The following is a 20,834-nucleotide window of genomic DNA, read 5'->3' as shown; positions in this document are numbered from 1 at the left end:
GCGTTCGCGCCGCCGATCAGGTGGAATTGTTCCCTACCCTCCTCTTCTCCCCCGAAAGGGGTCTTCAGCATTCCCATGATCACCATCGAGCACGTGAGCCGAGCCTTCGGCGGCACCCGCGCACTTGCAGATGTATCGCTTGAGATCGGCCGCGGCCAGATCTTCGGCGTCGTAGGCCAGTCCGGTGCGGGCAAATCGACGCTGCTGCGCACCGTGAACGCCCTGGAGCGCCCGGATTCCGGGAGCGTCACGGTCGACGGCGTACGGGTGTCGCACCTGAGCGGGCAGGAACTGCGCGCTGCGCGGCATGGAATCGGCATGGTCTTCCAGCACTTCAACCTCGTCGGCAACCGTACGGTGGCGCAGAACGTCGAGTTCGCGCTGGAGGCCGTCGGCCGTGGTCGCGGCGACCGCGCGCACGAAGCTCGGGAGATGCTCGACCTGGTCGGGCTCGCTGCGCGCGCCGATGCGTACCCGGCGCAACTCTCCGGCGGTCAGCGTCAGCGCGTGGGCATCGCCCGCGCCTTGGCATCGCGCCCGAGCGTGCTGCTCTCGGACGAGGCGACCAGCGCGCTCGATCCCGACACGACCCGTCAGATCCTGGCACTGCTGCGGCGCCTCTCGGGAGAGCTGGGACTCACGATCATGCTCATCACGCACGAGATGGCGGTCGTGAAGCAGATCTGCGATGCTGCAGCTCTCCTCGAGCACGGCAGCATCGTCGAACAAGGCACGCTCACCGACCTGATCCGCACGCCGGGCAGCCGCCTCGCCCGCGACCTGTTCCCGCTCGGCGAGGTGCCCGACATCCCCGGATCCGTCGTCATCGATCTCACCTTCGCCGGTGAGGAGGCTCAGAAGCCGACGATCGCTCTGCTCTCGCGTGCGCTGGATCTCGATGTCTCCATCCTCGGCGCCACGATCGAGAACATCGCCGGCGCACAGGCGGGACGCACGCGTCTCGCGCTGCCGGCCGATCCTGCGATCGTCGCCCGCGCGCAGGCGTTCCTCGCGGAGCACAGCGTCGCCGTCGAGGTGGTGAAGGCAGCATGATCGACTACACCTCCCCCGACTTCTGGCCGCAGCTCTTCGACACGATACTCAAGGGCACGCTCGAGACTCTCTGGATGACCGGCGTCGCGATCCTCTTCACGATCATCGTCGGCCTGCCGCTCGGCATCGTCCTGGTAGGCACTGAGAAGGGCCGATTCCTCTCGGCTCCCCTCGGCTCCGCCGCCCTCGGCGTGACCATCAACCGCGTGCTCGGGTTCATCGTGAACCTCGGCCGCTCCGTGCCGTTCATCGTGCTGATGATCGCGTTGATCCCGCTGACGAGGCTGCTGCTGGGCTCGTTCATCGGCACGGGACCGGCGATCTTCCCCCTCACTCTCATCGCGATCCCGTTCTTCGCCCGTGTCGTCGAGATCGCCGTCAAGGAGGTCGATTCGGGCCTGCTGGAAGCGGCTGACTCCCTCGGCGCCACGCGCTGGCAACTCGTCCGCCGCGTCATCCTCCCCGAGACGGGTCCCGCGATCGTGCTCGGGATCGCCACCACGATCACCTCGATCATCAACTTCTCGGCGATGGTCGGCGTGGTCGGCGGCGGCGGGCTCGGCAACGTCGCGCTCACGTACGGATTCCAGCGCTACAGCTGGGTGCACATCGTCGCCGTCGTGATCGTGCTGTTCGTGATCGTGCTGCTCGTGCAATGGGCGTGCAACGTGCTCGCCCGTTCGCTCGACCATGCCAATCGCGCATCGCACGCCGCCGACGTCATCGGCGCCGGCGCCTGACATCCCGGCATCCCGTCCCCTGCATCCCTTCACACAGACATCTCTAGGAGCACCACCATGTCCTTCTCCTCTCTCTCACGCGGCGTTGCCATCGTCGCAGCCGGCGCCCTGACGCTCGGTCTCACCGCCTGCGCCGGCGGCAGCACCGATGACACACCAGCGTCCGACGGCTCAGAGGGCCTCGGCACACTGGAGGTCGGCGCGCTGCCCGTACCCGCCGGCGACATCCTGAAATGGGTCTCCGACAACCTCGCCGAAGACGCCGGACTCACCATCGAATGGCAGGAGTTCACCGACTACAACACGCCGAACCCTGCGCTGTCCGACGGCTCGGTCGACGCGAACCTGTTCCAGAACTCGACCTTCCTGGACACGTACAACGCGCAGTCCGGCGACGACCTGATCTCGGTCGGCGAGATCTACCTGCCCGCCGCCGCGTTCTACAGCGAGAAGCTCGACAGCCTCGACGACCTCGACGAGGGTGCGACGATCGCGATCCCGAACGACCCGACGAACGAAGGGCGCGCGCTGGAACTGCTCGCCGCTGAGGACATCATCGAGATCGCCGACGGCGCCACCACGCTCGCCGAGATCACCGAGAACCCGAAGGATCTGAAGTTCGTCGAGATCGAGAACGCTTCGCTGGCGCTGGCGCTTCCCGACAACGACGCCGCATTCGTGACCGCGTCGTTCGCGATCCCGGCCGGACTCTCCGAGGACCAGGCGATACTCCTCGAGGGCACTGGCAGCAAGTACTACAACATCCTCGCGACCCGCGCGGATATGAAGGACGACCCGCGCATCGAAGCTCTCGTCGAGCTGCTGACCGACGATCGCACCAAGGAGTACATCCTGGAGACCTGGACGGGTCTGATCGTTCCGGTCGACTGATCTCCCGGCTCTCATGAAGCCCTCGTGCCCTCGGGCGCGAGGGCTTCATGAGTTCCCGGTAGCCTGGCCGCATGGCTCGCGCGATCGTTCACACAGAAATAGGCTCCCCTGACGTCCTCCACCTCGTGGATATCCCCGGCCCTGTCGCCGGTCCCGGCGAGGTCGTGGTGAAGATCGAGGCGGCAGGTGTCAACCCGCTCGATGCCAAGCGGCGCAGCGGAAAGCGCCCCATGCCGCCCATCACCGAACCGCGTCGCGTCGGCCTGGACGGCGCCGGCGTGATCGACTCCATCGGCGAAGACGTGACCGGGTTCACGGTCGGCGACAGGGTCGCGATCGGTGACACCACCGGAACGTACGCGACCCACCTGGTCGTGCCGGTGGCGCATCTCTTCCTCCTTCCGGACGCCGTCACCGCCGCAGAGGGCGCCGCACTCAACATCCCGGCGGGAACGGCCTACCAGTGCCTGCGTTCACTGCAGGTCGGTGAGGGCGACACGCTGCTGATCCACGCCGGCTCCGGTGCGGTCGGACAGGCGGCGATCCAGTTCGCCGTGGCGTGGGGCGCGACCGTAATCGCCACGGGGAGCCCTGCACGTCACGAACAGCTGCGCGAGCTCGGCGCCATTCCCGTCGCATACGGCGACGGCCTGGCCGATCGAATCCGCGCTGCCGCGCCGAACGGCGTGACCGTTGCGCTGGACTGCATCGGCACGGACGAGGCGATCGAGGTGTCGAAGGAGCTGATCTCCGACCGCGACCGCATCGCGACGATCGTCCGTGGACCGGATGCCGAGAGCCTCGGCATCCGCGCCTTCAGCGGCGGCGCTCCCACCCCTCTGACGGAACAGGAGCTCGCCTGGCGCCATGAAGGCGTCGACATCGCGATCGCGCTGATCGCTGCCGGCGACTTCCAGATCGAGCTCGGCCCCGAGCTGCCGCTGTCGGAGGCGGTTCAGGCGCACGAGCTGATCGAGGCGCACGCCGCACGCGGCAAGATCACGCTGGTGCCTTGAGTAAAAGCCCGTCTATGTGGCGCGAACCTCCGTTTCAGCGCCGAAACGCGACGATTAGCGCCACATAGACGGGCTGGTCTCAGGCGGCGACGCGGCCCTCGTCGCGACGGCGCGCGCCCTCGCGCAGCAGCGGCACCAGCTCCTTGCCCCAGTCGCGCACGTCGCCGAGCGGGTCGAAACCGCGGATCAGGAAACGCGTGACACCCAGGTCGTAGTACTTCAGCAGTGCTTCGGCGACCTGCTCGGGCGTGCCCACCGGCGCCGTGGAATTGCCTGAGGGCCCCGTGAGACGCGTGATCCCCGTCCACAGCCGCTCGTCGTGCACATCGCCTCGCTTCGCGATCTGCTGCAGACGATCGGCGGAGACGGCATTTCGCTCCTGCCCGCGCGGGCGGGCGAAGGACAGCGTGTTCCCATCCTGCTGCGCCGCGATCAGCGCTTCGGTCTCGGCGTAGATGCGGTCGGCCTTCGCCCAGGCCTCGTCCTCGGTGTCGGCGATGATCGGACGGGTGGAGAGGCTGAACTCGATCGTCCGCCCCTCTTTCGCCGCGGCGGCGCGGATCGTGCGGATGTGCTCTTCGACCTCCGCGAGCGGCTCGCCGAACAGCATGTACACGTCGGCGTTCTTCGCTCCCACCTCGACCGCGCCGCCCGAGAGTCCTCCGAAGAAGATCGGTATCCCGGCATCCGTCGCCGGCTTCGCCGCCGAGTAGGCGCCTTCGAAGCGGTAGAACTCCCCTTCGTGATCGAAGGGCGCCTCCTCGGTGAGGGTCTTGCGCAGCACCTCGATGAACTCGCCGGTGCGACGGTAGCGATCCTGCTTCTCGCTGTAGTCGCCATCGCGCCGTTGATCGGCTTCGCTGCCACCCGTGATGTGGTGGATGGCGACGCGGCCACCACCGGTGAGATGGTCGAGCGTCGCGAGCTTGCGGGCGACGATCGTCGGCGGCACGAAGCCTGGACGGTGCGCGATGAGCACCTTGAGTCGCTCCGTGGAGTGCAGAGCGGCGGATGCCACGGCGAATCCGTCCGGCGAACTCGCGCTGTAACCGACGAGCACACGGTCGAATCCGGCATTCTCATGCGCACGCGAGAACTCGCGCACATACGCAGGATCGACGACGGGTCCGGCGAGCGCCTTCGACTCCGACCCTGCGGTCGTGGCGATCATTCCGAGAAGTTCGATGGGCATGTGAGCAGCTCCTGTGTTCAGGGACGGTTGGCGGACGGCGTGTGGATGAGGGGGACGGACTCGATGAGGCGCCTGGTGTACGGGTGCTCCGGCTGAGCGACCACGCGCCTGGTCGGACCGTCTTCGACGATGCGGCCGCGATTGAGGACGACCAGCCGATCGCTCATGGCCGCGAGCGAGCCGATGTCGTGCGAGATCACGAGCATCGCCAGGTCGCTCCCCCGTGCGTCGCGCAGTGCGACGAGCGCCCGGACGACGCGGTCGCGACTCGCGGCGTCGAGCGCGCTGACCGGCTCGTCGAGCACGAGCAGTCGCGGCTCCACCACGAGGGCCCTGGCGATCGCCGCACGCTGCCGTTGCCCGCCGGAGAGTCCAGCCGGCAAACGGGCGATGAGCTCCTCATCGAGTCCGACGGCCTCGAGCGACGCGGCGCGTCGGCGGGCGGCATCCGCCGTCGGCACGCGAGCGATGCGCAGACCCTCCACGATCGAGTCGGCGACGGAGACGGCCGGATCCAGCGAACGCAGCGGATCCTGGAACACGTACTGCGCTGCACCGGAGCGACGCCATGAGCGCAGCGCTCCCCCGCGCAGGCGAGTGACGTCGCGCCCTGCCACGTGCACGTGCCCCTCGACCGGCGCGACAGCACGCAGCACCGTGCGCGCGAGCGTCGTCTTGCCGGAACCCGATTCGCCGACGACGCCGACGACGTCGCCGGGTCGCACCGTCAGCGAGACGCCGTCGAGCACGCGCACTCGACCGAAATCGACCGAGACGCGATCCAGTTCGAGCACCGGACGCTTCGACGGGCTCAGTGGTCGATCACTCATGCGAGATACCTCTCCAGCCCGTAGGCGGCGTGCGCCGACAGCAGCTCTCTCGTGTACGGGTGCCCTGGTGCGCGCAGCACGCGCGACGTCGCCCCTGCCTCGATGACGCGGCCGTCACGGAACACCTGTACGCGCTCGCAGACCTGCGCGACAACGGCGAGGTCGTGCGAGACGAGGATGAGCGCGAGGTCGCGTTCGACCCGCAGTCGCCCCAGCAGTTCGAGCAGCTCGGCCTGCACCGTCACATCAAGCGCGGTCGTCGCCTCATCCGCGATGAGTACGGCCGGATCCGCGGCGAGCGCCATCGCGATGAGCACGCGCTGCAGCATCCCGCCGCTGAGCTGGGCGACCCGCTGGCGCAGGACGAGATCGACGCGACGGATGCCGAGATCGTCGAGCAGCTCTCGGGCGCGTTCGCGCGTCTGCCGCCTGGGGGCTCGGGCGGTGATGCGCAGCGTCTCCTCGAGCTGGGCGCCGACCGGGATCGCCGGGTGAAGGTACGACGCCGGGTCCTGGAACACGGCGGCGACATGCGTGCCGCGCAGCCGGCGCCACTGCTTCTCGGAAGCATGCGTGACGTCCTGACCGTCGATCGTCACCGCGCCGCCGGTCACGGCGAGACCGGCTGGAAGGATGCCGAGCAGCGCTCGGCAGGTGAGAGTCTTGCCGCTGCCGGACTCTCCGACGATGCCCACCGCCTCCCCTGGTCTCACGGCGACGGAGACACCATGCACGAGCTCGGCGCCGTCGGATGCTGTGATCACCAGGTTCTCGGCCGAAGCCACTGCGGGCCTGACCAGTGAACTCTCGTCGAACGAAGGCGCGAACGCCTCGCGGGCGCCGAGCGAAGACACTGCGGTCGGAGCAGTCGTGGTTCGCACTTCAGACATGGACAGCCTCCTTACGTCGGGCGCGGGCGGTCACGGCATCCGCTCCGAGCACGTCACGGGCGGCATCCGCAAGCAGGTTCAGCGCGCCGACCGTGATGATGATCGCCAGGGCGGGGGCAACCGGTCCGAACGGCCGCTGGCCGAGATACCCGAGGTCGCTGGAGAGCATGCCGCCCCAGGTCGGGGCCGGCGGCTGCACGCCGATGCCGAGGAATGTGAGCGAGGCGACCGCGAGCAGCGCTCCCCCGAGTGCCGAGACCGACGCGACGACGAGGTTCGGCGCGACCTGACGCCAGACGTGCCGGCGGAGCACCCACCAGGCAGATGCGCCGAGGAACGTGGCGGCCTCGACGTACTGCGAATCGCGTACGCGCAGCGTCGCCGCACGCGCGATGCGGAAGAAGCTCGGCGCGATCAGGATGCCGATCGCCAGCGACGCCTGGACGAGTCCGTTGCCGAGCAGGGCAGCGAACACGATCGCGAACAGGATGAACGGCAACGACAGCAGAGCATCCACGACGCGCAGCGTAAGCCATTCGCCGACCCTCGGTGCGAAGGCGCTGAGCGCTCCGGGCACCGCACCGAGCACGAGCCCGATGAGCGCCGCGGCGAAGGCGCTCAGCAGCGAGGCCGGTGCCCCAGCGAGGAGCCGGGAGAGCACATCGCGTCCGAGATAGTCGGTGCCAAACAGGTGCGCGAGCGACGAATTCTGCAGGGCGTTCCCGGTGTCCTGCTGGAGCGGATCGTACGGCGCCAACACGGGACCTGCCACAGCGATCACCGAGACTGCGACGATGACGAGAATCGCGATGCGCACCGTCCATCCGGCTCCCCACAGGCGAGCGATGGCGTTCATGCGGCGCTCCGATCCGCGCCGCCGGTGCGGGCGATGACGAGGTTGATGATCACGCCGATGATGACGACCATGGCGATCGTGATGAGCAGCACGCCCTGCACGACGGGGATGTCGCCCTGCAGCGCGGCGCGATTCGCGAGCTGACCGAGACCGGGCATCCCGAAGATCACCTCGGTGATGACCGCGCCGCCGATGAGGCGCGGGGCGTGCACGCCGAGCGCCGACAACGCCGGTGTGGACGCGATCGGCAGCGCGTGCCTGAGCACGATCCTCGTGGGGCTGAGACCGTGTACTCGCGCGCCAATGGTGAAGTTCTCCTGCAACGTGCCGACCAGCGATGTACGAAGCTGCCTCGCGATGTCGGCGCCGGCATCCAGGCTCAGCGCGATCGACGGCAGGACGAGGCAGAGCAGCCAGGCGCCCAGATCCTTCTCGGGCGGAACATACCCTGCGACCGGGAAGATCGGGATCGCGTAGGCGAAGAGCAGGATGAGCGCGATCGCCGCGACGAACGCCGGCACCGTCGCTGACACCGTGGTCGCGAGGGTCACTGCACGATCGATGACGCCACCTCGGGTGACGGCCGCCAGAGTGCCGCCTGCGAAGCCGAACAGCAGAGCGAGCAGGATCGCACCGCCGGCGATCGACAGGCTCACCGGGAACGCCTGCGCGATGCTGTCGGCCACGGGGATGGTCGTGAACCAGCTCGATCCGAGATCGCCGATCACGGCGCCGGAGATCCAGTCGGAGTAGCGCACCAGGAATGGGCGGTCGAGCCCGAACACGTGGTTGAGCCGGTCGATGTCCTCCTGTGTTGCGACCTCACCCAGCGCGACCGCTGCGGGGTTGGATCCGCTCGCGGCGCCCAGCGCGAACGTGGCGAAGGTGGCGAGCACGAAGACCGTGACCGCGGTACCGAGGGTGGCCAGCACCGTGCGCAGCGCAGGCCACACGCGGCGCGCGCTCAGCACGTCCTCGATCTCAGGCGCGTGCGCCTCGGCGGTCACGGTCGTCGTCATGGCTCAGTCCTCGACCTTCACGTCTTCCCAGCGCTGCACATCGAGCCAGTGCTGGATGCCGGTGATGCCTGCAGGGTGTACGAGGATGCGCGGCCAGCTGAACAGGAACGTGTTCGGCTGCAGGCGCACTCCGACCTCGACGGCATCCTGGATCGTGTCGGCGTATGCGGGGTCATCGGTCGGCGTGGCCCGTGCCTTGTCGATGGCGGCGGTGAGCTCAGGCGGCGTCTGACGGCCGAGGTTCATCAGGCCCTCCGGGCCGTACAGCACCTCGAGTGCCTGCAGCGGCGACTGCCGGCCCGAGAAGCTGTCGAGCACGAACGGGAATGTGCGCTGCACGTAGTTCTGCGAGATCGCGGCTGCGGCTTGCACATTAAGCGTGACGTGGATGCTGGCGTCAGCCCACTGGGCCTGCAGCAGTTCGGCGAGCGCCGTGTCGTCCTCACCGAGTGTGAGGGCGATGTCGACGCCGTCGGGGTAGCCGGCTTCGGCGAGGAGCTCCTCCGCCGCCTCGACGTCGTACGGATAGAGGTCATCGAGCTCTTCGCTGTGCGCCACGTACCCATCGGGGAAGGGCTGCCAGTTCGCTGTGCCGTGACTGAAGTAGGTGGAATCGATCAGTGCCTGGCGATCGGTGGCGTGACTGATCGCCTGCAGCACCCGCTGGTCGTCGAACGGCGCGACCGTGCCGTTCACGTCGAGCGCCCTGACCGTGAGCGCCTTGATCTCCTCGATCTCGAGCCCCGCGGATTCCGCCGACTCCGCCTGCGAGGCGGGGATGATCGCGACATCCCACTGGCCGGTGTTCACTCCCGCCACGGCAGTGGCGGGGTCGGCGACCGGCACCACGGAGAGGTCGTCGATGAAGATGTGGTCGGCGTTCCAGTACTCGTCGTTCTTCTCCAGCGTCGCGTGCGCGTTGGGCACGTACTCGGTCAGCGCGAATGGCCCGGCCCCCTCCGGCTGCGTCGCGAGCGAGGCGACGTCATCGAAGGCCGCTGGGTTGACGATGAAGCCGGTCTTGCCGGCGAACAGATACGGCACCTGATAGTCGGCCTGATCGAGGTGCACCGTCACGGTGTGTTCGTCGACGGCATCCACCGCCGTCACGATCCGCAGCTGCCCGGCGAGGGTGGAGTTCTCCTGATCGCGCCCACGCTCGAGGTTGAGCTTCACGGCCTCTGCGGTCACCGGTGTACCGTCACTGAAGGCCGCGTCCTCACGCAGGTGGAACGTGATCGCGGTGCCGTCTGCGCTGTACTCCCAGGACTCGGCGAGGCCCGGCACCGGCTCGCCCTCGGTGTCGAGCTGCGTGAGCCCGTCGTACACGAGCGCCAGGGCGTGGGTATCCCAGCCTGCGGTGGAGGTCACCGGGTCCCAGCTGGTGGGCAGGTTCCATCCCCAGGTGAGCGAAGTGGTGTCCGCGCTCTCTACTGCCGGCGCCTGTGTGGCGCAACCGGTGAAAGCCAGGGCCGCGATGCTGACGGCGGCAAGCGCCGCGAACGAGTGTCGTGAGGTCATGGTTGTGAAAGTAGAAGGCTGCGCGGCCCCGAGCCAGCGGCCCCGCTGCGGGGCGACACAGACTGCAATAGTTCGACACATCCGTGTCGCGGATGCGGTCGCACCGCTCACTATGGACGCATGACCACGAGCTCTCCCATCGCCCTCTGGACACCGGCCGCACGCGTGCGGGGCATCCTCGCCGTCGTCGCAGGTCGCGGCGAGCGCGCCCCCGTATATGAGCGATTCGGACGGCGCCTCAGCGCCGACGGCTACACCGTGGCCGTCTTCGAGGCTGATGCCGACGCCGCAGCGCAGTGGCTCGCCGGTGTCGACGAAGTGCCGGTCGTGCTGATCGGATCCGACACCGGAGCGGCTGCGGTTCTGCGAGTGCTCTCGCAGGGCGCGACGCCGGATGGCGCGATCGTCGCCGGCACCCCAGTCGACCTCGACGGAGTCGCCCAACCCGCCGATGCGGAGCGTACGGCCTGCCCCGTGCACCTCGGCGTGCTCGGCACGGCTGAAGCTCGCACCTCCGCTGTGGCCGTCGAACAGGTGCCGGCGGCCGCTGACCTCGCCGCCATCGCCGTGCCGGTCCTCGCCTTCCACGGATCCGCCGACACGGTCTCCCCCTTTGCCGAGGCCGGGGCCGTGCTGAGCGCCGTGCCCGACATCGAGCTGATCGAGACCGTCGACGGCCTGCATGATGCGCTGAACGACCAATCGCACCGCAGCGTTGCGGCATCCATCGTGCTGTGGCTGGAGCGCCTGCGCAGCGGAGACGTGCACGCCCCCGTCGTACGCCTCGCCGCGGGGGTGCCGGCCGCATGACCGCGTTCTCGACGCGGCAGGTGCAGGCCGGATACACGCCTGGCATCCCGCAGAACAGCGCGGTGCCGCCGATCTACCAGACCGCCGCCTACGAGTTCGCCTCGCTGGCCGATGCCGCGGACCTGTTCGCGCTTAGGCAGGCCGGCAACCTGTACAGCCGCAACGCCAGCCCCACCCAGCAGGTGCTGGAGGAGCGCGTCGCGGCCCTCGAGGGCGGAGCGTCTGCCGTCGCGGTCGCGTCAGGGCAGGCGGCCGTGGCCGTGACGCTGATGGCGCTCGTCGGCCGCGGCGGGCACATCGTCTCCGCGAAACAGCTCTACGGCGGCACTGTCGACCTCTTCCAGGACACGTTCGACGATTTCGGCATCGACGTGACGTTCGTCGATCAGGACGATGCGGATGCGTGGCAGGCCGCCATCCGCCCCACCACGCGCGCGCTGTTCGCGGAATCGATCGCCAATCCGATCGCCCAGGTGCTCGACTTCCGTCTCGTCGCCGACATCGCGCACTCGGCCGGCGTGCCGCTGGTGATCGACAACACGGTCGGCACTCCATACCTCATTCGTCCCGGCGAGCACGGCGCCGATTTCGTCGTGCACTCGGCGACCAAGTTCCTCTCCGGTCATGGCACCTCGCTCGGCGGCGTCGTGGTCGATCAGGGCTCGTTCGACTTCGGCGCTCAGCCCGATCGCTGGCCGCAGTTCACCGCGCTCTATCCGCGATTCGGCGAGCTCGTGCTCTGGGAACGCTTCGGCATCGGGCAGGCGTTCGCCGCCCTGGTGAAATCCAAGTACGTGCATGACCTCGGGCCGTCGCTGTCACCGTTCAACGCCTGGCAGATTCTGCAGGGCATCGAGACGCTCGACCTTCGGGTGGCCCGCCAGAGCGCGACAGCCCTGACGATCGCCCAGCATCTGGCGCAGCATCCGAAGGTCGCGGCCGTCCACCACCCTGGTCTCGAAGGCAATCGTTGGCACGCGCTGGCCGAGCGCTACCTGCCGCGTGGAGCGCCGTCGGTGTTCTCGATCGATCTCGCCGGAACGGAGGATGCCGGAGCGCAGGCCCGCGTCGCGCAGGTCGTCGATTCTCTCGAGGTCTTCCGCCTCGTCGCCAACATCGGCGACGCGCGCAGCCTCGTCTCTCACCCGGCATCCATGACGCACTCGCATCTGAACGCCGAACAGCGCACCGCCGCAGGCATCTCGCTGAACACGATCCGCCTGAGTGCAGGGCTGGAAGACCCCGCCGACCTCGTCGCCGACCTCGACAGCGCCCTCGCGCGCATATGACCCGCGCTCTGCGCACACCTGACCGGAGGCATCATGAGCATCAACCTCGGATATTGGACGCCCGTCTACGGCGGATTCCTGCGCAACGTCACCGACGAGGGACGGATGGCAGCCACCTGGGAGCACATCCGCGAGGTCTCGGTGAAGGCCGACCGCCTCGGCTTCCACACCACGCTCGTCCCCGAGCTTTATCTCAACGACCGCAAGGGTGTCGAGGCTCCCAGCCTGGAGGCGTGGTCGCTGTCTGCCGCGATCCTGGCGGTCACCGAGCATCTGCGTGTCATGACGGCTGTGCGCCCCGGGTTCCATCTGCCCGCCGTGCTCGCGAAGACGGTCAGCACGCTCGACAGCATCGCGCCAGGGCGTGTGTCTCTGAACGTCGTGGCGGCGTGGTGGGCCGAGGAGGCGCGGCAGTTCGGCGGGAACTTCCCCGCGCACGATGAGCGCTACACGCAGGCGAAGGAGTTCGTCGACGTGTTGAACGGTCTGTGGGAGCAGACGCCGTTCTCGTACGCGGGCGACCACTACGAGTTCGAGGGGACCATCGTCGAGCCGAAGCCGCAGACGCACCCCGTGATCTTCGCCGGTGGCGAGAGCGACGCCGGACGCGAGGCGATCGCCGACTTCGCCGATGCCTACGTCATGCATGGCGGCACGCTCGACGAGGTGCGCAGCAACGTCGCAGACATGAACGCCCGCTCTGAGCGGATCCACGGCCGCCCGATCGCCGAATTCGGGATGCCGGCGTACGTGATCGTCCGCGACACCGAGGCCGAGGCGCAGCGCGAACTCGACCGGATCACGACAGTGGACCCCGACTCGCCCGGGTACGCGTCTTTCGAGGAGTTCAGACGGCACTCGAACCTGTCGGTCGAGGTCAGCCGTCGTGAATACTCGGTCGGCACGCGCGGGCTGCGTCCGAACCTCGTCGGCACGGCCGAGCGGGTCGCCGAGCGCATCAACGACTATGCAGAGGCCGGGATCACGCTGCTGCTCATCCAAGCGTCGCCCTTGGACGAGGAACTCGAGCGCATCGCGGAGCAGGTCTTCCCGCTCGTGCCGCAGGAGGCACTCGCCACTGCCCTACGCTGAGAGTATGACTGGTCTTCGCTGGGGAATCCTCGCCACTGGTGGCATCGCGTCCGCCTTCGCCGCCGATCTGCGCACCGCAGGTCTCGATCTCGTCGCCGTGGGCTCGCGCTCGCAGTCCTCGGCCGACGCGTTCGCTGCGAAGTTCGAAATCTCGCACGCACACGCGTCGTACGAGGCTCTCGTCTCGGATCCCGACGTCGACGTCATCTATGTCGCCACCCCGCACCCGATGCATCATGCCGATGCCAAGCTCGCTCTCGAACACGGCAAGCACGTGCTCGTTGAGAAGGCGTTCACTGTGAGCCGCGCCGAGGCGGAGGACCTGCAGCGCATCGCCGCCGAACGAGGCCTGCTCGCGATGGAGGCGATGTGGACGCGCTACCTTCCCCATATGGTGCGCATCCGCGAGCTGCTGGCGGAGGGCGCCCTCGGTGAGATCCGAGCGGTGACGGCGGATCACACGCAGCGCATCACGGATGATCCAGCGCACCGCCTCAACGCCCTGGAGCTCGGCGGAGGCGCACTGCTCGACCTCGGCATCTACCCGATCTCGTTCATCTGGGACGTGCTCGGCGCGCCGACCAGCATCCAGGCCACCGCGCGACTCATGGACACCGGTGCCGACTCGGAGGTCGCCACCGTCATGACGCATGAGGGCGGTGCGATCTCCACCAGCCTCTCGTCCTCGAGGGCAGTCGGTCCGAATGCCGCTTCCGTCATCGGCACCGAAGCACGGATCGACATCGACCGCGTCTGGTACGCGCCGACCTCATTCCGCGTGGTCGGCCCCGACGGCACCGTGCGCGAGGAGTACGCCTCAGAAGTCGAGGGTCGGGGCATGCAGTACCAGGCGTTCGCCGCCGAGCGGCTGGTGAGCGAGGGGAACTTCGCCGGAGACATCCTGCCGATCGCGGAGAGCGTCGCCATCATGGGCACACTCGACGAGATCCGCGCCCAGATCGGCGTCCGCTACCCGAATGAGGAGCACATCAATGGCTGACACCCAGGACCCCCGCGTCGCCGTCTACCTCGACTTCGACAACATCGTCATCTCCTGGTACGACCGGGTACATGGGCGCAATGCCTATGGCAAGGATCGCCAGCGCATCGCCGAGAACCCCAACGATCCCGAGGTCGTCGAACGGCTGAAAGCGGCGATGATCGAGGTCGGTGCGATCATCGACTACGCGGCCTCGTTCGGCACACTCGTGCTGACGCGCGCCTACGCCGACTGGTCTTCTCCGGTGAACGCTGTGTACCGCTCGCAGCTCGTCGCACGCGCGGTCGACCTCGTGCAGCTGTTCCCTGCCGCAGCGTACGCCAAGAACGGCGCCGACATCCGACTCGCCGTGGATGCCGTGGAGGACATGTTCCGCCTCTCCGACCTCACCCACGTGGTGCTCGTCGCCGGCGACAGCGACTACGTGCCGCTGGCGCAGCGCTGCAAGCGCCTGGGACGCTACGTGATCGGCGTGGGTGTGGCCGGCTCCACCGCGAAGTCGCTGGCTGCTGCGTGCGACGAGTTCGAGTCATACGACTCGCTGCCCGGTGTCGTGCGCCCCGCGACCAAGAAGGTCGCCACCGCGCGGGTAGAGCCCGCCGCGGAGGCTCCGAAGGTGGAAGCCGAGGCGGATGCCGAGACAGAACCGCCGGTGAAGGCCAGAGTTCCGCGCACGCGGGCCAAGAAGGCGGCCAAACCCGCCGAGCCGGATGTGCCCGCCGATCAGGAACCGACGACGCTCACCGAGCAGGACGAGGCGACGCTTCTGCTGGAACGCGCCCTGCGCCTGGGGCACGACAAGGCGGATGCTGATGAGTGGCTGCACAGCTCGGCGGTGAAGACGCACATGCGCCGCATGGATCCGTCGTTCAGCGAGAAGGCACTCGGCTACCGTTCGTTCTCCGACTTCCTGAAGTCACGAGACCAGATCACGGAGCTCGAAGAGACCGGTCACGAGCGGCTGGTGCGCCTGCGCGAGCTCCCGTGAGCACCGGCAGAGTGGTGATCGGCGGATCGTCCGGCTTCATGGGGCAGTATCTGCAGCAGAAGTACCGCAGCGAGGGACGAGAGGTGACCACGATCTCCCGTGCCGGTGCTGACTACCGGTGGGGAGACCAAACCGGCATCGACCAGGCCGTCGACGGCGCATCCCTCGTGATCGGGCTCGCCGGCAAGAGCGTGAACTGTCGATACACCCCCGACAACCGCGCAGAGATCTTCCGCTCACGCCTGAACACCACCGCGTCTCTCGGCGCCGCGATCATGGCGGCGGCGGCCCCGCCGCCCGTATGGGTGAATTCCTCCACCGCGACGATCTACCGTCACGCTGAGGACCGGCCCATGACGGAGAGCAGCGGCGAAACGGGCACCGGATTCTCGGTGGAGGTCGCAAAGGCCTGGGAGGAAGCGCTGTTCGCCGACGCGCTTCCGCGCACTCGACGAGTGGCGCTGCGCAGCACCATCGTGCTCGGTCACGGCGGTGTGCTCGGACCGCTGAAGAATCTCGCCAGGGTCGGTCTGGGTGGCGCGCAGTACGACGGCTGGTGGCCGGTGACGAAGAGCCGCCAGACGGCCGGGACCGCGCATCTCCCAGGTGCGAAGCATGGGCGACAGAAGTTCAGTTGGGTGCATCTCGAAGACATCGGCCGGATCATCGACTTCATCGAAGAGCATCCGGAGCTGGCGGGGCCGGTGAACGCCGCCGCCCCGCACCCAGTGGACAACACCACGTTCATGGCGACCGTTCGTCGGGTGCTCGGCGTACGCTTCGGCCCGCCGATGCCGCGCTGGATGCTGGAGCTCGGCGCCATCGGCATCCGCACCGAGACCGAGCTGATTCTGAAGAGCCGGTGGGTCCTTCCGGACAAGCTCACGGATGCCGGTTTCGACTTCGCCTATCCGACGCTTGAGCCTGCGCTCCGGGAATCCTTCGGCTGATCCGCTCCGCGGATGTCGCGCAGCGCCTCCTCCAGCTCGGGATGGACGAAGGTGTATCCGGCCTCGGTCAGCACACCCGGCGCGACCCAGCGGCTCTTGAGCACGAGTTCGGACTCGGTGCGCAGCACCCACATTGCCGGCTCCAGCATGAATCGCCATGCCGGCATCCCGAACGGCATGCCGACCGTGCGTCGCAGTGCCGCCATGAGCTCGCGGTTCTCGACTGCTCCGGGAGCCGCGAGGTTGACCGGTCCGTCGATCTCCGGATGGTCACGAAGGAACCGCACGGCGCCCACGAAATCATCGATGTGGATCCAGCTGAAGCGCTGTCGGCCACGCGAGCGGATGCCCGACTGACGAGGCTCGGTCGGATGCGGTCCGATCCCGCGATAGCGGCGGTGCGGGAACCACCAGCCGTCATACTGTGGCCCGCCGATCCCCAGACGCGCGAGCCTGAAGAGCAGATCGCCGACCGGTCCTCTGCCGAGCACGATCGTGGTGCGCAGCGCTATGCGACGCGTGCCGGGGAGGTCGCCGCGGAAGAGCTCTGCCTCCCAGTTGCGGCCGACGTCGGGAGAGAATCCGGTGTCGGAGTCAGCGTCCTGCTCGGTCTGCGCGCGATCGAGGGCGTAGCGGTACACAGTCGCAGTGCTCGCGTTCATCCAGACGCGGGGCGGATGCTCCGCGCGGGCGATGGCCTCGTTGAGCGCGCGCGTGGTCTCCACCCGCGAGCGCAGGATCTCATCGCGGTTCGCGTCGGTGTAGCGGGCGTTGACCGATTTGCCGGCAAGCCCGATGACGAGCTCAGCACCGTCGACGAGACGCAGGATGCCGTCTGGGTCATCCCATCGCGCGTCAGGGCCGCCCCGGCCGATCACCTTGACGTCGTAGCCGTCGTCAGTGAGAGCGCGGGCGAGGGCTCCACCGAGGGCGCCCGATCCCCCGCCCAGGACTGCGCGCGGGGCGCCGGTCATGCTGTGTCCGGCTCGCCGCGTTCGCGTCTGCGCGCCTCGATCTGCTGACGCAGTTCCCATTCTTCGATCTCGCGCTCGAGGTCCGCGATCTGCTGCTCCGTCGTGCGGGCTTCTGCCGGCGGCGACCACGTCTGAGCTGCCGGTGGCGCCTGCGCCGTCGGTTCGGCAGAGCGACGCGGCATCCGCGGGATCGATATGCCGCCTCCGGCATACTCACGTCCGAGCGCGAACCAGAGTGCGCTGCCGATCAGTGGGAGCAGGATGACGATGATTATCCAGACCATCTTCGGCAGGTACTTCACCTGCGAGTCCTCGCGCGTGATGATGTCGATCAGCGCGACGATCATCAGCGCGATGACGAGGAGCGAGAGCAGCGGCATGCTTCCAGCGTAGCCGTCGCTCATAGAATGGCGCCATGGATTTCCGCACGCCCCCGGGCCTCGTGACGCTCACCGGGCGCCTGGTCGAACTGCAACCGCTGAATCGCTCGCACCACGACGGTCTCGTCGAGGCTGTGCAGGAGAACGACTTATGGCAGACGGCCTGGTACACCTCTGTGCCTGCACCGGACGACGTCGCCGACGAGATCGATCGCAGGCTGGCTCTGGCGGAGAAGGGCGAGATGGTGCCGTTCACCGCCGTGGACGCATCCGGTCGCGTCATCGGGATGACCACGTACTACGACCTGGCGCCGGATGTGCCTCGGCTGCACATCGGATACACCTGGAATCGCCCGTCCGCTCACGGCACCGGAACGAACGCCGAATCGAAGCTGCTGCTACTCACGCACGCCTTCGAGACGCTGGGCGTGTTCCGCGTGGGGCTGACCACGCAATGGGCGAACTTCCAGTCGCGCGCAGCGATCGAGCGTCTCGGAGCCAAGCAGGACGGTGTGATGCGCGCGATATCCCGCTATCGCAACGGCGCGCTGCGCGACTCCGTCGAGTTCTCCATCGTCGAGCCGGAGTGGCCGGCGGTGAAGGCGAACCTCGAGGCACGACTCGCGAAGCGACGCTGACTCACGCCCCCACGGTCAGCTGCGCACGCTGCTCCACGAGCGGGCAGGTGAACACATCCCGTTCCCCGAGGCCGACCCGATTGATGTAGCGCACCACGATGCCGTATGACGCGAACAGACCGGTCTGCACGTAGGGAACGTCGTGCGCACGGCAGTACGCGGCGATCATGGGAGCCGCTCGGCGCAGGTGCGGCCTCGGCATCGACGGGAACAGATGATGCTCGATCTGGTAGTTGAGTCCACCCATCGCGATATCGAGCAATCTGCTGCCGCGGATGTCGCGACTCATCATCACCTGACGACGGAGGAAGTCGAGTGCGACATCGCGCGGCACGACCGGCATCCCCTTGTGGTTCGGTGCGAAAGCGACGCCCATGTAGAAGCCGAAGAGCCCCAGCTGCACCGCGAGGAAGACGAACGCGATACCGGGTGAGAGCACCACGAAGACCAGCACCACGAACCCGATCAGGCGCACTGCCATGAACGCAGGAGCGGAGGAAGATGCCGGTCCGCCGTCTCTGCCGTGACCGCGATGACGGGAAGTTCGATATCGGGATCGGAGCCGAGTTTGTTCGGATTCGCGTGGTGACGGGTGTGCTTGCGCTGCCACCAGCCGTAGCTCATCCCCACGAGCAGATCGCCGAGGATGAGGCTGATCCAGTCATTCCAGCGCCCGGTCACGAAGATCTGTCGATGCGCGGCGTCGTGACCGCGGAAAGCGATCTGCGTGAACACGATCGCCAGTGCTGCAGCAGTGAACAGCTGCCACCAGGTGTCGCCGATCCAGATGAACACGATGAGTCCGAGCGCGAGCACGAGTGGCGCTGCGATGAGCTTCGTCCAGTAGTAGCCGTAACGACGGTGCAGCCATCCGCTGTCCCTGATCTGCTTCGCCAGTTCAGCGAACTCGCTGGTTCCGCGTCGCGCCGACGCTCGAGCGCCGGCATGTGTGGTCGAACGTATGGCGCCCATGGCGACCTCTTCTCCAGCGCCGCCTCAGACTGGACAACGCCGTCTCCTTGAACCGGAGTGACGCCGCTTCCGCGTCGTGAACTCCTCTACCAACGTTACGCTCCTCGTCGGCAGGTTTCACCTGCCTCTCGATGCAGGTGCTGAGCGCGCATACAGCGAAGCACCGCCCGGAACGATCCCGAGCGGTGTTTCAGAGAGTTGACCGCCGATCAGCTGGCCGCCGGGCCGCCATCCCAGTTGTTCGAGCGGCGGGTGGCGCCGCTGCGGCCTGCGCGCATGATCCACGCCATCGACAGGCAGAAGGTTGCGAGACCGGCGCAGAAGACCAGCGCCTGGAAGTCAGGAAGGCCGTGCGAGATGCCCATCAGCACGATGCCGCCCACGAAGAGGACCAAGTAGACGATGAAGCTGATGATCACGGCTGCCTCCTGTTGTTTGTGCCGTGTCCAGCCTACCGTCCGCGTCGAGGCCCGATGGCATCGGATGCCGTCGGCATGTGACTACGGAACTGTATGGCCCGCGGCGCGGAACAACTCGTACCACTCGGGGCGGGTGAGCACGATATCCGATCCGGCCGCCGCGTCGCTGACGCGCTGTGGCGTGGTCGTTCCGAGCACGACCTGCATGTTCGCGGGATGTCGTGTGATCCAGGCGGTCGCGATTCCGATCGGCGTCACGTCGTGCTTCTCGGCGAGACGATCGATGACGGCGTTGAGTTCCGGGTAGTCGGGATTGTCGAGGAAAACGCCGGAGAAGAATCCGGCCTGGAACGGCGACCACGCCTGGATCGTGATGCCGTTGATGCGGCAGTACTCGACGATGCCGCCGCCGTCGCGCACTACGCTCTGAATCGCCCCGGGTTTAGTGGAGGGTCTGAAATCCCGAGAGGATGATGACTATGCCAGCTTTGAGGAAGTATCCGCCGGAGTTGCGGGAGCGAGCAATGCGGCTCGTGCAGGAAGCGCGAAAGGAAGACTCCGAGCTGTCTGTGCACCAGGCAGTGATGCGGATCGGACAGCGCGTCGGGGTGAATCCTGACACGCTTCGCGGATGGGTCAAGCAAGCCCAGATCGATGCGGGCGAGCGGCCGGGGACGACGACAGATGACGCGTCGAAGATCAAGCAGCTCGAGGCGGAGGTGCGTGAGCTGAAGCGCGCGAACGAGATTCTGTTGGCGGCGTCGAGTTTCTTCGCGCGGGAGCTCGACCCGCGACTGCCGTGGTAGTTCAGTTCATCGATGATCATCGTGACCGGTTCGGAGTCGAGCCGATCTGCCGCGTGCTCACAGAGCACGGGGTGAAGATCGCTCCGTCCAGTTACTACGCATTCAAGAAGCGACCCGCCTCCGCGCGAGCCGTCAGCGATGCGGAATTGGTCGTTCAGATCGAGCGGGTGTTCTGGGACCGCAAGCTCGGCCGCGGCATCAGCGGCGTCCGCAAGGTATGGCGGCTACTGGCCCGGGAAGGCGTCATCGTCGCGCGGTGCACTGTCGAGCGCCTCATGCGTCAGCAGGGCCTGCGCGGCATCCGCCGCGGCAAGCAGTTCATCACCACCCGTCCCGACGACTCCGCGCCGAGGGCTGAGGATCACGTCAAGCGCGAGTTCTACGCTGACCGGCCGAACGAGCTCTGGGTGGTCGACTTCACCTAATGGGACAGCCGAAGGTCATGCTTCGACAATCGAGTAGGTCGACAGGGGTCACTGAGATTTCACCGACCCGGGTCGGGCAGTGT

Annotated in this window: 22 protein-coding genes, 2 pseudogenes and 1 other annotated feature; of the genes and pseudogenes, 13 read left to right on the top strand and 11 right to left on the bottom strand. The window is 67.5% G+C overall.

Translation table 11 applies throughout. From position 1 onward, the window contains the following. Positions 1-75: 75 nt before the first annotated feature. The 4 genes from HDC95_RS16670 to HDC95_RS16655 all read left to right on the top strand — a co-directional run bounded on the left by HDC95_RS16670 (position 76) and on the right by HDC95_RS16655 (position 3,700). On the top strand, positions 76-1,053 hold the full coding sequence (locus HDC95_RS16670; RefSeq protein WP_259064810.1) for a methionine ABC transporter ATP-binding protein: 978 nt from the start codon (positions 76-78) through the stop codon (positions 1,051-1,053). After that, positions 1,050-1,793 (top strand): methionine ABC transporter permease, encoded by a 744-nt coding sequence (locus HDC95_RS16665; protein ID WP_259064808.1) that lies wholly within the window; start codon positions 1,050-1,052, stop codon positions 1,791-1,793. Before HDC95_RS16670 ends, HDC95_RS16665 begins: the two co-directional genes overlap by 4 nt. Before the next feature lie 57 nt (positions 1,794-1,850). Beyond that, on the top strand, positions 1,851-2,684 hold the full coding sequence (locus tag HDC95_RS16660) for a MetQ/NlpA family ABC transporter substrate-binding protein (protein ID WP_259064806.1): 834 nt from the start codon (positions 1,851-1,853) through the stop codon (positions 2,682-2,684). 71 nt (positions 2,685-2,755) lie between these two features. Continuing rightward, on the top strand, positions 2,756-3,700 hold the full coding sequence (locus HDC95_RS16655; RefSeq protein WP_259064805.1) for an NADP-dependent oxidoreductase: 945 nt from the start codon (positions 2,756-2,758) through the stop codon (positions 3,698-3,700). Between the two features lie 79 nt (positions 3,701-3,779). Here the strand turns inward: HDC95_RS16655 and HDC95_RS16650 are convergent, their stop codons facing one another. Genes HDC95_RS16650 through HDC95_RS16625 form a run of 6 tightly spaced genes read right to left on the bottom strand, consistent with a single transcriptional unit; the run spans position 3,780 to position 10,008 of the window. Beyond that, a complete protein-coding gene (locus HDC95_RS16650) occupies positions 3,780-4,892 on the bottom strand; it encodes an LLM class flavin-dependent oxidoreductase (protein ID WP_259064804.1) in 1,113 nt (370 codons plus the stop codon). Positions 4,893-4,909: 17 nt separating this feature from the next. Beyond that, positions 4,910-5,722: an ABC transporter ATP-binding protein gene (locus HDC95_RS16645; protein WP_259064803.1), complete on the bottom strand. Its 813-nt coding sequence runs from the start codon at positions 5,720-5,722 to the stop codon at positions 4,910-4,912. Further along, a complete protein-coding gene (locus HDC95_RS16640; protein WP_259064802.1) occupies positions 5,719-6,612 on the bottom strand; it encodes an ABC transporter ATP-binding protein in 894 nt (297 codons plus the stop codon). Before HDC95_RS16640 ends, HDC95_RS16645 begins: the two co-directional genes overlap by 4 nt. Beyond that, the gene (locus tag HDC95_RS16635; RefSeq protein WP_259064801.1) at positions 6,605-7,468 is read right to left on the bottom strand and encodes an ABC transporter permease; all 864 of its coding nucleotides are present in this window, start codon (positions 7,466-7,468) and stop codon (positions 6,605-6,607) included. Before HDC95_RS16635 ends, HDC95_RS16640 begins: the two co-directional genes overlap by 8 nt. Further along, on the bottom strand, positions 7,465-8,487 hold the full coding sequence (locus HDC95_RS16630) for an ABC transporter permease (protein WP_259064800.1): 1,023 nt from the start codon (positions 8,485-8,487) through the stop codon (positions 7,465-7,467). The genes HDC95_RS16635 and HDC95_RS16630 overlap by 4 nt, the downstream gene beginning before the upstream one ends. Positions 8,488-8,490: 3 nt before the next feature. Further along, positions 8,491-10,008 carry an ABC transporter substrate-binding protein gene (locus HDC95_RS16625; RefSeq protein WP_259064798.1) on the bottom strand — a complete coding sequence of 506 codons (1,518 nt, stop codon included), beginning with the start codon at positions 10,006-10,008 and terminating at the stop codon, positions 8,491-8,493. 120 nt (positions 10,009-10,128) lie between these two features. Here HDC95_RS16625 and HDC95_RS16620 point away from each other — a divergent pair, with 120 nt between their 5' ends. From HDC95_RS16620 to HDC95_RS16595, 6 genes are read left to right on the top strand one after another with little or no spacing between them, the layout of a single operon-like run. Next, positions 10,129-10,818: an alpha/beta hydrolase gene (locus tag HDC95_RS16620; protein ID WP_259064796.1), complete on the top strand. Its 690-nt coding sequence runs from the start codon at positions 10,129-10,131 to the stop codon at positions 10,816-10,818. Continuing rightward, positions 10,815-12,107: an O-acetylhomoserine aminocarboxypropyltransferase/cysteine synthase family protein gene (locus HDC95_RS16615; RefSeq protein ID WP_259064792.1), complete on the top strand. Its 1,293-nt coding sequence runs from the start codon at positions 10,815-10,817 to the stop codon at positions 12,105-12,107. The genes HDC95_RS16620 and HDC95_RS16615 overlap by 4 nt, the downstream gene beginning before the upstream one ends. Positions 12,108-12,140: 33 nt before the next feature. Then, positions 12,141-13,199, top strand: coding sequence for an LLM class flavin-dependent oxidoreductase (locus HDC95_RS16610; protein WP_259064791.1), 1,059 nt, complete (start codon positions 12,141-12,143; stop codon positions 13,197-13,199). Between the two features lie 4 nt (positions 13,200-13,203). Continuing rightward, positions 13,204-14,199, top strand: a complete 996-nt coding sequence (locus HDC95_RS16605) for a Gfo/Idh/MocA family protein (protein ID WP_259064789.1) — start codon at positions 13,204-13,206, stop codon at positions 14,197-14,199. Next, on the top strand, positions 14,192-15,187 hold the full coding sequence (locus tag HDC95_RS16600) for an NYN domain-containing protein (RefSeq protein ID WP_259064786.1): 996 nt from the start codon (positions 14,192-14,194) through the stop codon (positions 15,185-15,187). Before HDC95_RS16605 ends, HDC95_RS16600 begins: the two co-directional genes overlap by 8 nt. Then, positions 15,184-16,137 carry an epimerase gene (locus HDC95_RS16595; protein ID WP_259064785.1) on the top strand — a complete coding sequence of 318 codons (954 nt, stop codon included), beginning with the start codon at positions 15,184-15,186 and terminating at the stop codon, positions 16,135-16,137. Before HDC95_RS16600 ends, HDC95_RS16595 begins: the two co-directional genes overlap by 4 nt. On the opposite strand, the gene HDC95_RS16590 is transcribed toward HDC95_RS16595, so the two are convergent. Both HDC95_RS16590 and HDC95_RS16585 read right to left on the bottom strand, forming a co-directional pair. After that, positions 16,095-17,111, bottom strand: coding sequence for an epimerase (locus HDC95_RS16590; RefSeq protein ID WP_259064783.1), 1,017 nt, complete (start codon positions 17,109-17,111; stop codon positions 16,095-16,097). The two genes, HDC95_RS16595 and HDC95_RS16590, sit on opposite strands and share 43 nt — an antisense overlap. Further along, positions 17,108-17,491 carry a PLDc N-terminal domain-containing protein gene (locus tag HDC95_RS16585; protein WP_259064782.1) on the bottom strand — a complete coding sequence of 128 codons (384 nt, stop codon included), beginning with the start codon at positions 17,489-17,491 and terminating at the stop codon, positions 17,108-17,110. Before HDC95_RS16585 ends, HDC95_RS16590 begins: the two co-directional genes overlap by 4 nt. A gap of 35 nt (positions 17,492-17,526) precedes the next feature. Here HDC95_RS16585 and HDC95_RS16580 point away from each other — a divergent pair, with 35 nt between their 5' ends. Continuing rightward, complete coding sequence (locus HDC95_RS16580) at positions 17,527-18,129, top strand: GNAT family N-acetyltransferase (RefSeq protein WP_259064779.1); 603 nt, start codon at positions 17,527-17,529, stop codon at positions 18,127-18,129. A gap of 1 nt (position 18,130) precedes the next feature. On the opposite strand, the pseudogene HDC95_RS16940 reads toward HDC95_RS16580, so the two are convergent. From HDC95_RS16940 to HDC95_RS16565, 3 genes and pseudogenes are all read right to left on the bottom strand, one after another. Next, positions 18,131-19,101: pseudogene (locus HDC95_RS16940) on the bottom strand (fatty acid desaturase family protein). A 209-nt stretch (positions 19,102-19,310) separates the two neighbouring features. Continuing rightward, positions 19,311-19,520, bottom strand: coding sequence for a hypothetical protein (locus HDC95_RS16570; RefSeq protein WP_259064778.1), 210 nt, complete (start codon positions 19,518-19,520; stop codon positions 19,311-19,313). 81 nt (positions 19,521-19,601) lie between these two features. Then, positions 19,602-19,949, bottom strand: a pseudogene (locus tag HDC95_RS16565) (aldo/keto reductase); the annotation flags it as partial. Between the two features lie 50 nt (positions 19,950-19,999). Between HDC95_RS16565 and HDC95_RS16560 the strand changes: the two are divergent. After that, the gene (locus tag HDC95_RS16560) at positions 20,000-20,326 is read left to right on the top strand and encodes a transposase (RefSeq protein WP_259064777.1); all 327 of its coding nucleotides are present in this window, start codon (positions 20,000-20,002) and stop codon (positions 20,324-20,326) included. Continuing rightward, positions 20,285-20,412 (top strand) — a sequence feature (AL1L pseudoknot). (Overlaps the previous gene by 42 nt.) After that, positions 20,320-20,751: an IS3 family transposase gene (locus HDC95_RS16555; RefSeq protein WP_259064776.1), complete on the top strand. Its 432-nt coding sequence runs from the start codon at positions 20,320-20,322 to the stop codon at positions 20,749-20,751. It overlaps the preceding feature by 93 nt. The genes HDC95_RS16560 and HDC95_RS16555 overlap by 7 nt, the downstream gene beginning before the upstream one ends. The last annotated feature ends 83 nt before the right edge of the window (positions 20,752-20,834 follow it).

Source organism: Microbacterium sp. AK031 (genome assembly GCF_024807145.1).
Lineage (GTDB): Bacteria > Actinomycetota > Actinomycetes > Actinomycetales > Microbacteriaceae > Microbacterium.
Note: the sequence above shows the minus strand (reverse complement) of the source record. Positions and strands in the feature narration are given on the sequence as shown.

Excerpts from the sequence above, each read along its gene's own strand:
- HDC95_RS16670 (WP_259064810.1), top strand. The coding sequence starts at position 76 with ATGATCACCATCGAGCACGTGAGCCGAGCCTTCGGCGGCACCCGCGCA.
- HDC95_RS16665 (WP_259064808.1), top strand. The coding sequence starts at position 1,050 with ATGATCGACTACACCTCCCCCGACTTCTGGCCGCAGCTCTTCGACACG.
- HDC95_RS16660 (WP_259064806.1), top strand. The coding sequence starts at position 1,851 with ATGTCCTTCTCCTCTCTCTCACGCGGCGTTGCCATCGTCGCAGCCGGC.
- HDC95_RS16655 (WP_259064805.1), top strand. The coding sequence starts at position 2,756 with ATGGCTCGCGCGATCGTTCACACAGAAATAGGCTCCCCTGACGTCCTC.
- HDC95_RS16650 (WP_259064804.1), bottom strand. The coding sequence starts at position 4,892 with ATGCCCATCGAACTTCTCGGAATGATCGCCACGACCGCAGGGTCGGAG.
- HDC95_RS16645 (WP_259064803.1), bottom strand. The coding sequence starts at position 5,722 with ATGAGTGATCGACCACTGAGCCCGTCGAAGCGTCCGGTGCTCGAACTG.
- HDC95_RS16640 (WP_259064802.1), bottom strand. The coding sequence starts at position 6,612 with ATGTCTGAAGTGCGAACCACGACTGCTCCGACCGCAGTGTCTTCGCTC.
- HDC95_RS16635 (WP_259064801.1), bottom strand. The coding sequence starts at position 7,468 with ATGAACGCCATCGCTCGCCTGTGGGGAGCCGGATGGACGGTGCGCATC.
- HDC95_RS16630 (WP_259064800.1), bottom strand. The coding sequence starts at position 8,487 with ATGACGACGACCGTGACCGCCGAGGCGCACGCGCCTGAGATCGAGGAC.
- HDC95_RS16625 (WP_259064798.1), bottom strand. The coding sequence starts at position 10,008 with ATGACCTCACGACACTCGTTCGCGGCGCTTGCCGCCGTCAGCATCGCG.
- HDC95_RS16620 (WP_259064796.1), top strand. The coding sequence starts at position 10,129 with ATGACCACGAGCTCTCCCATCGCCCTCTGGACACCGGCCGCACGCGTG.
- HDC95_RS16615 (WP_259064792.1), top strand. The coding sequence starts at position 10,815 with ATGACCGCGTTCTCGACGCGGCAGGTGCAGGCCGGATACACGCCTGGC.
- HDC95_RS16610 (WP_259064791.1), top strand. The coding sequence starts at position 12,141 with ATGAGCATCAACCTCGGATATTGGACGCCCGTCTACGGCGGATTCCTG.
- HDC95_RS16605 (WP_259064789.1), top strand. The coding sequence starts at position 13,204 with ATGACTGGTCTTCGCTGGGGAATCCTCGCCACTGGTGGCATCGCGTCC.
- HDC95_RS16600 (WP_259064786.1), top strand. The coding sequence starts at position 14,192 with ATGGCTGACACCCAGGACCCCCGCGTCGCCGTCTACCTCGACTTCGAC.
- HDC95_RS16590 (WP_259064783.1), bottom strand. The coding sequence starts at position 17,111 with ATGACCGGCGCCCCGCGCGCAGTCCTGGGCGGGGGATCGGGCGCCCTC.
- HDC95_RS16585 (WP_259064782.1), bottom strand. The coding sequence starts at position 17,491 with ATGCCGCTGCTCTCGCTCCTCGTCATCGCGCTGATGATCGTCGCGCTG.
- HDC95_RS16580 (WP_259064779.1), top strand. The coding sequence starts at position 17,527 with ATGGATTTCCGCACGCCCCCGGGCCTCGTGACGCTCACCGGGCGCCTG.
- HDC95_RS16560 (WP_259064777.1), top strand. The coding sequence starts at position 20,000 with ATGCCAGCTTTGAGGAAGTATCCGCCGGAGTTGCGGGAGCGAGCAATG.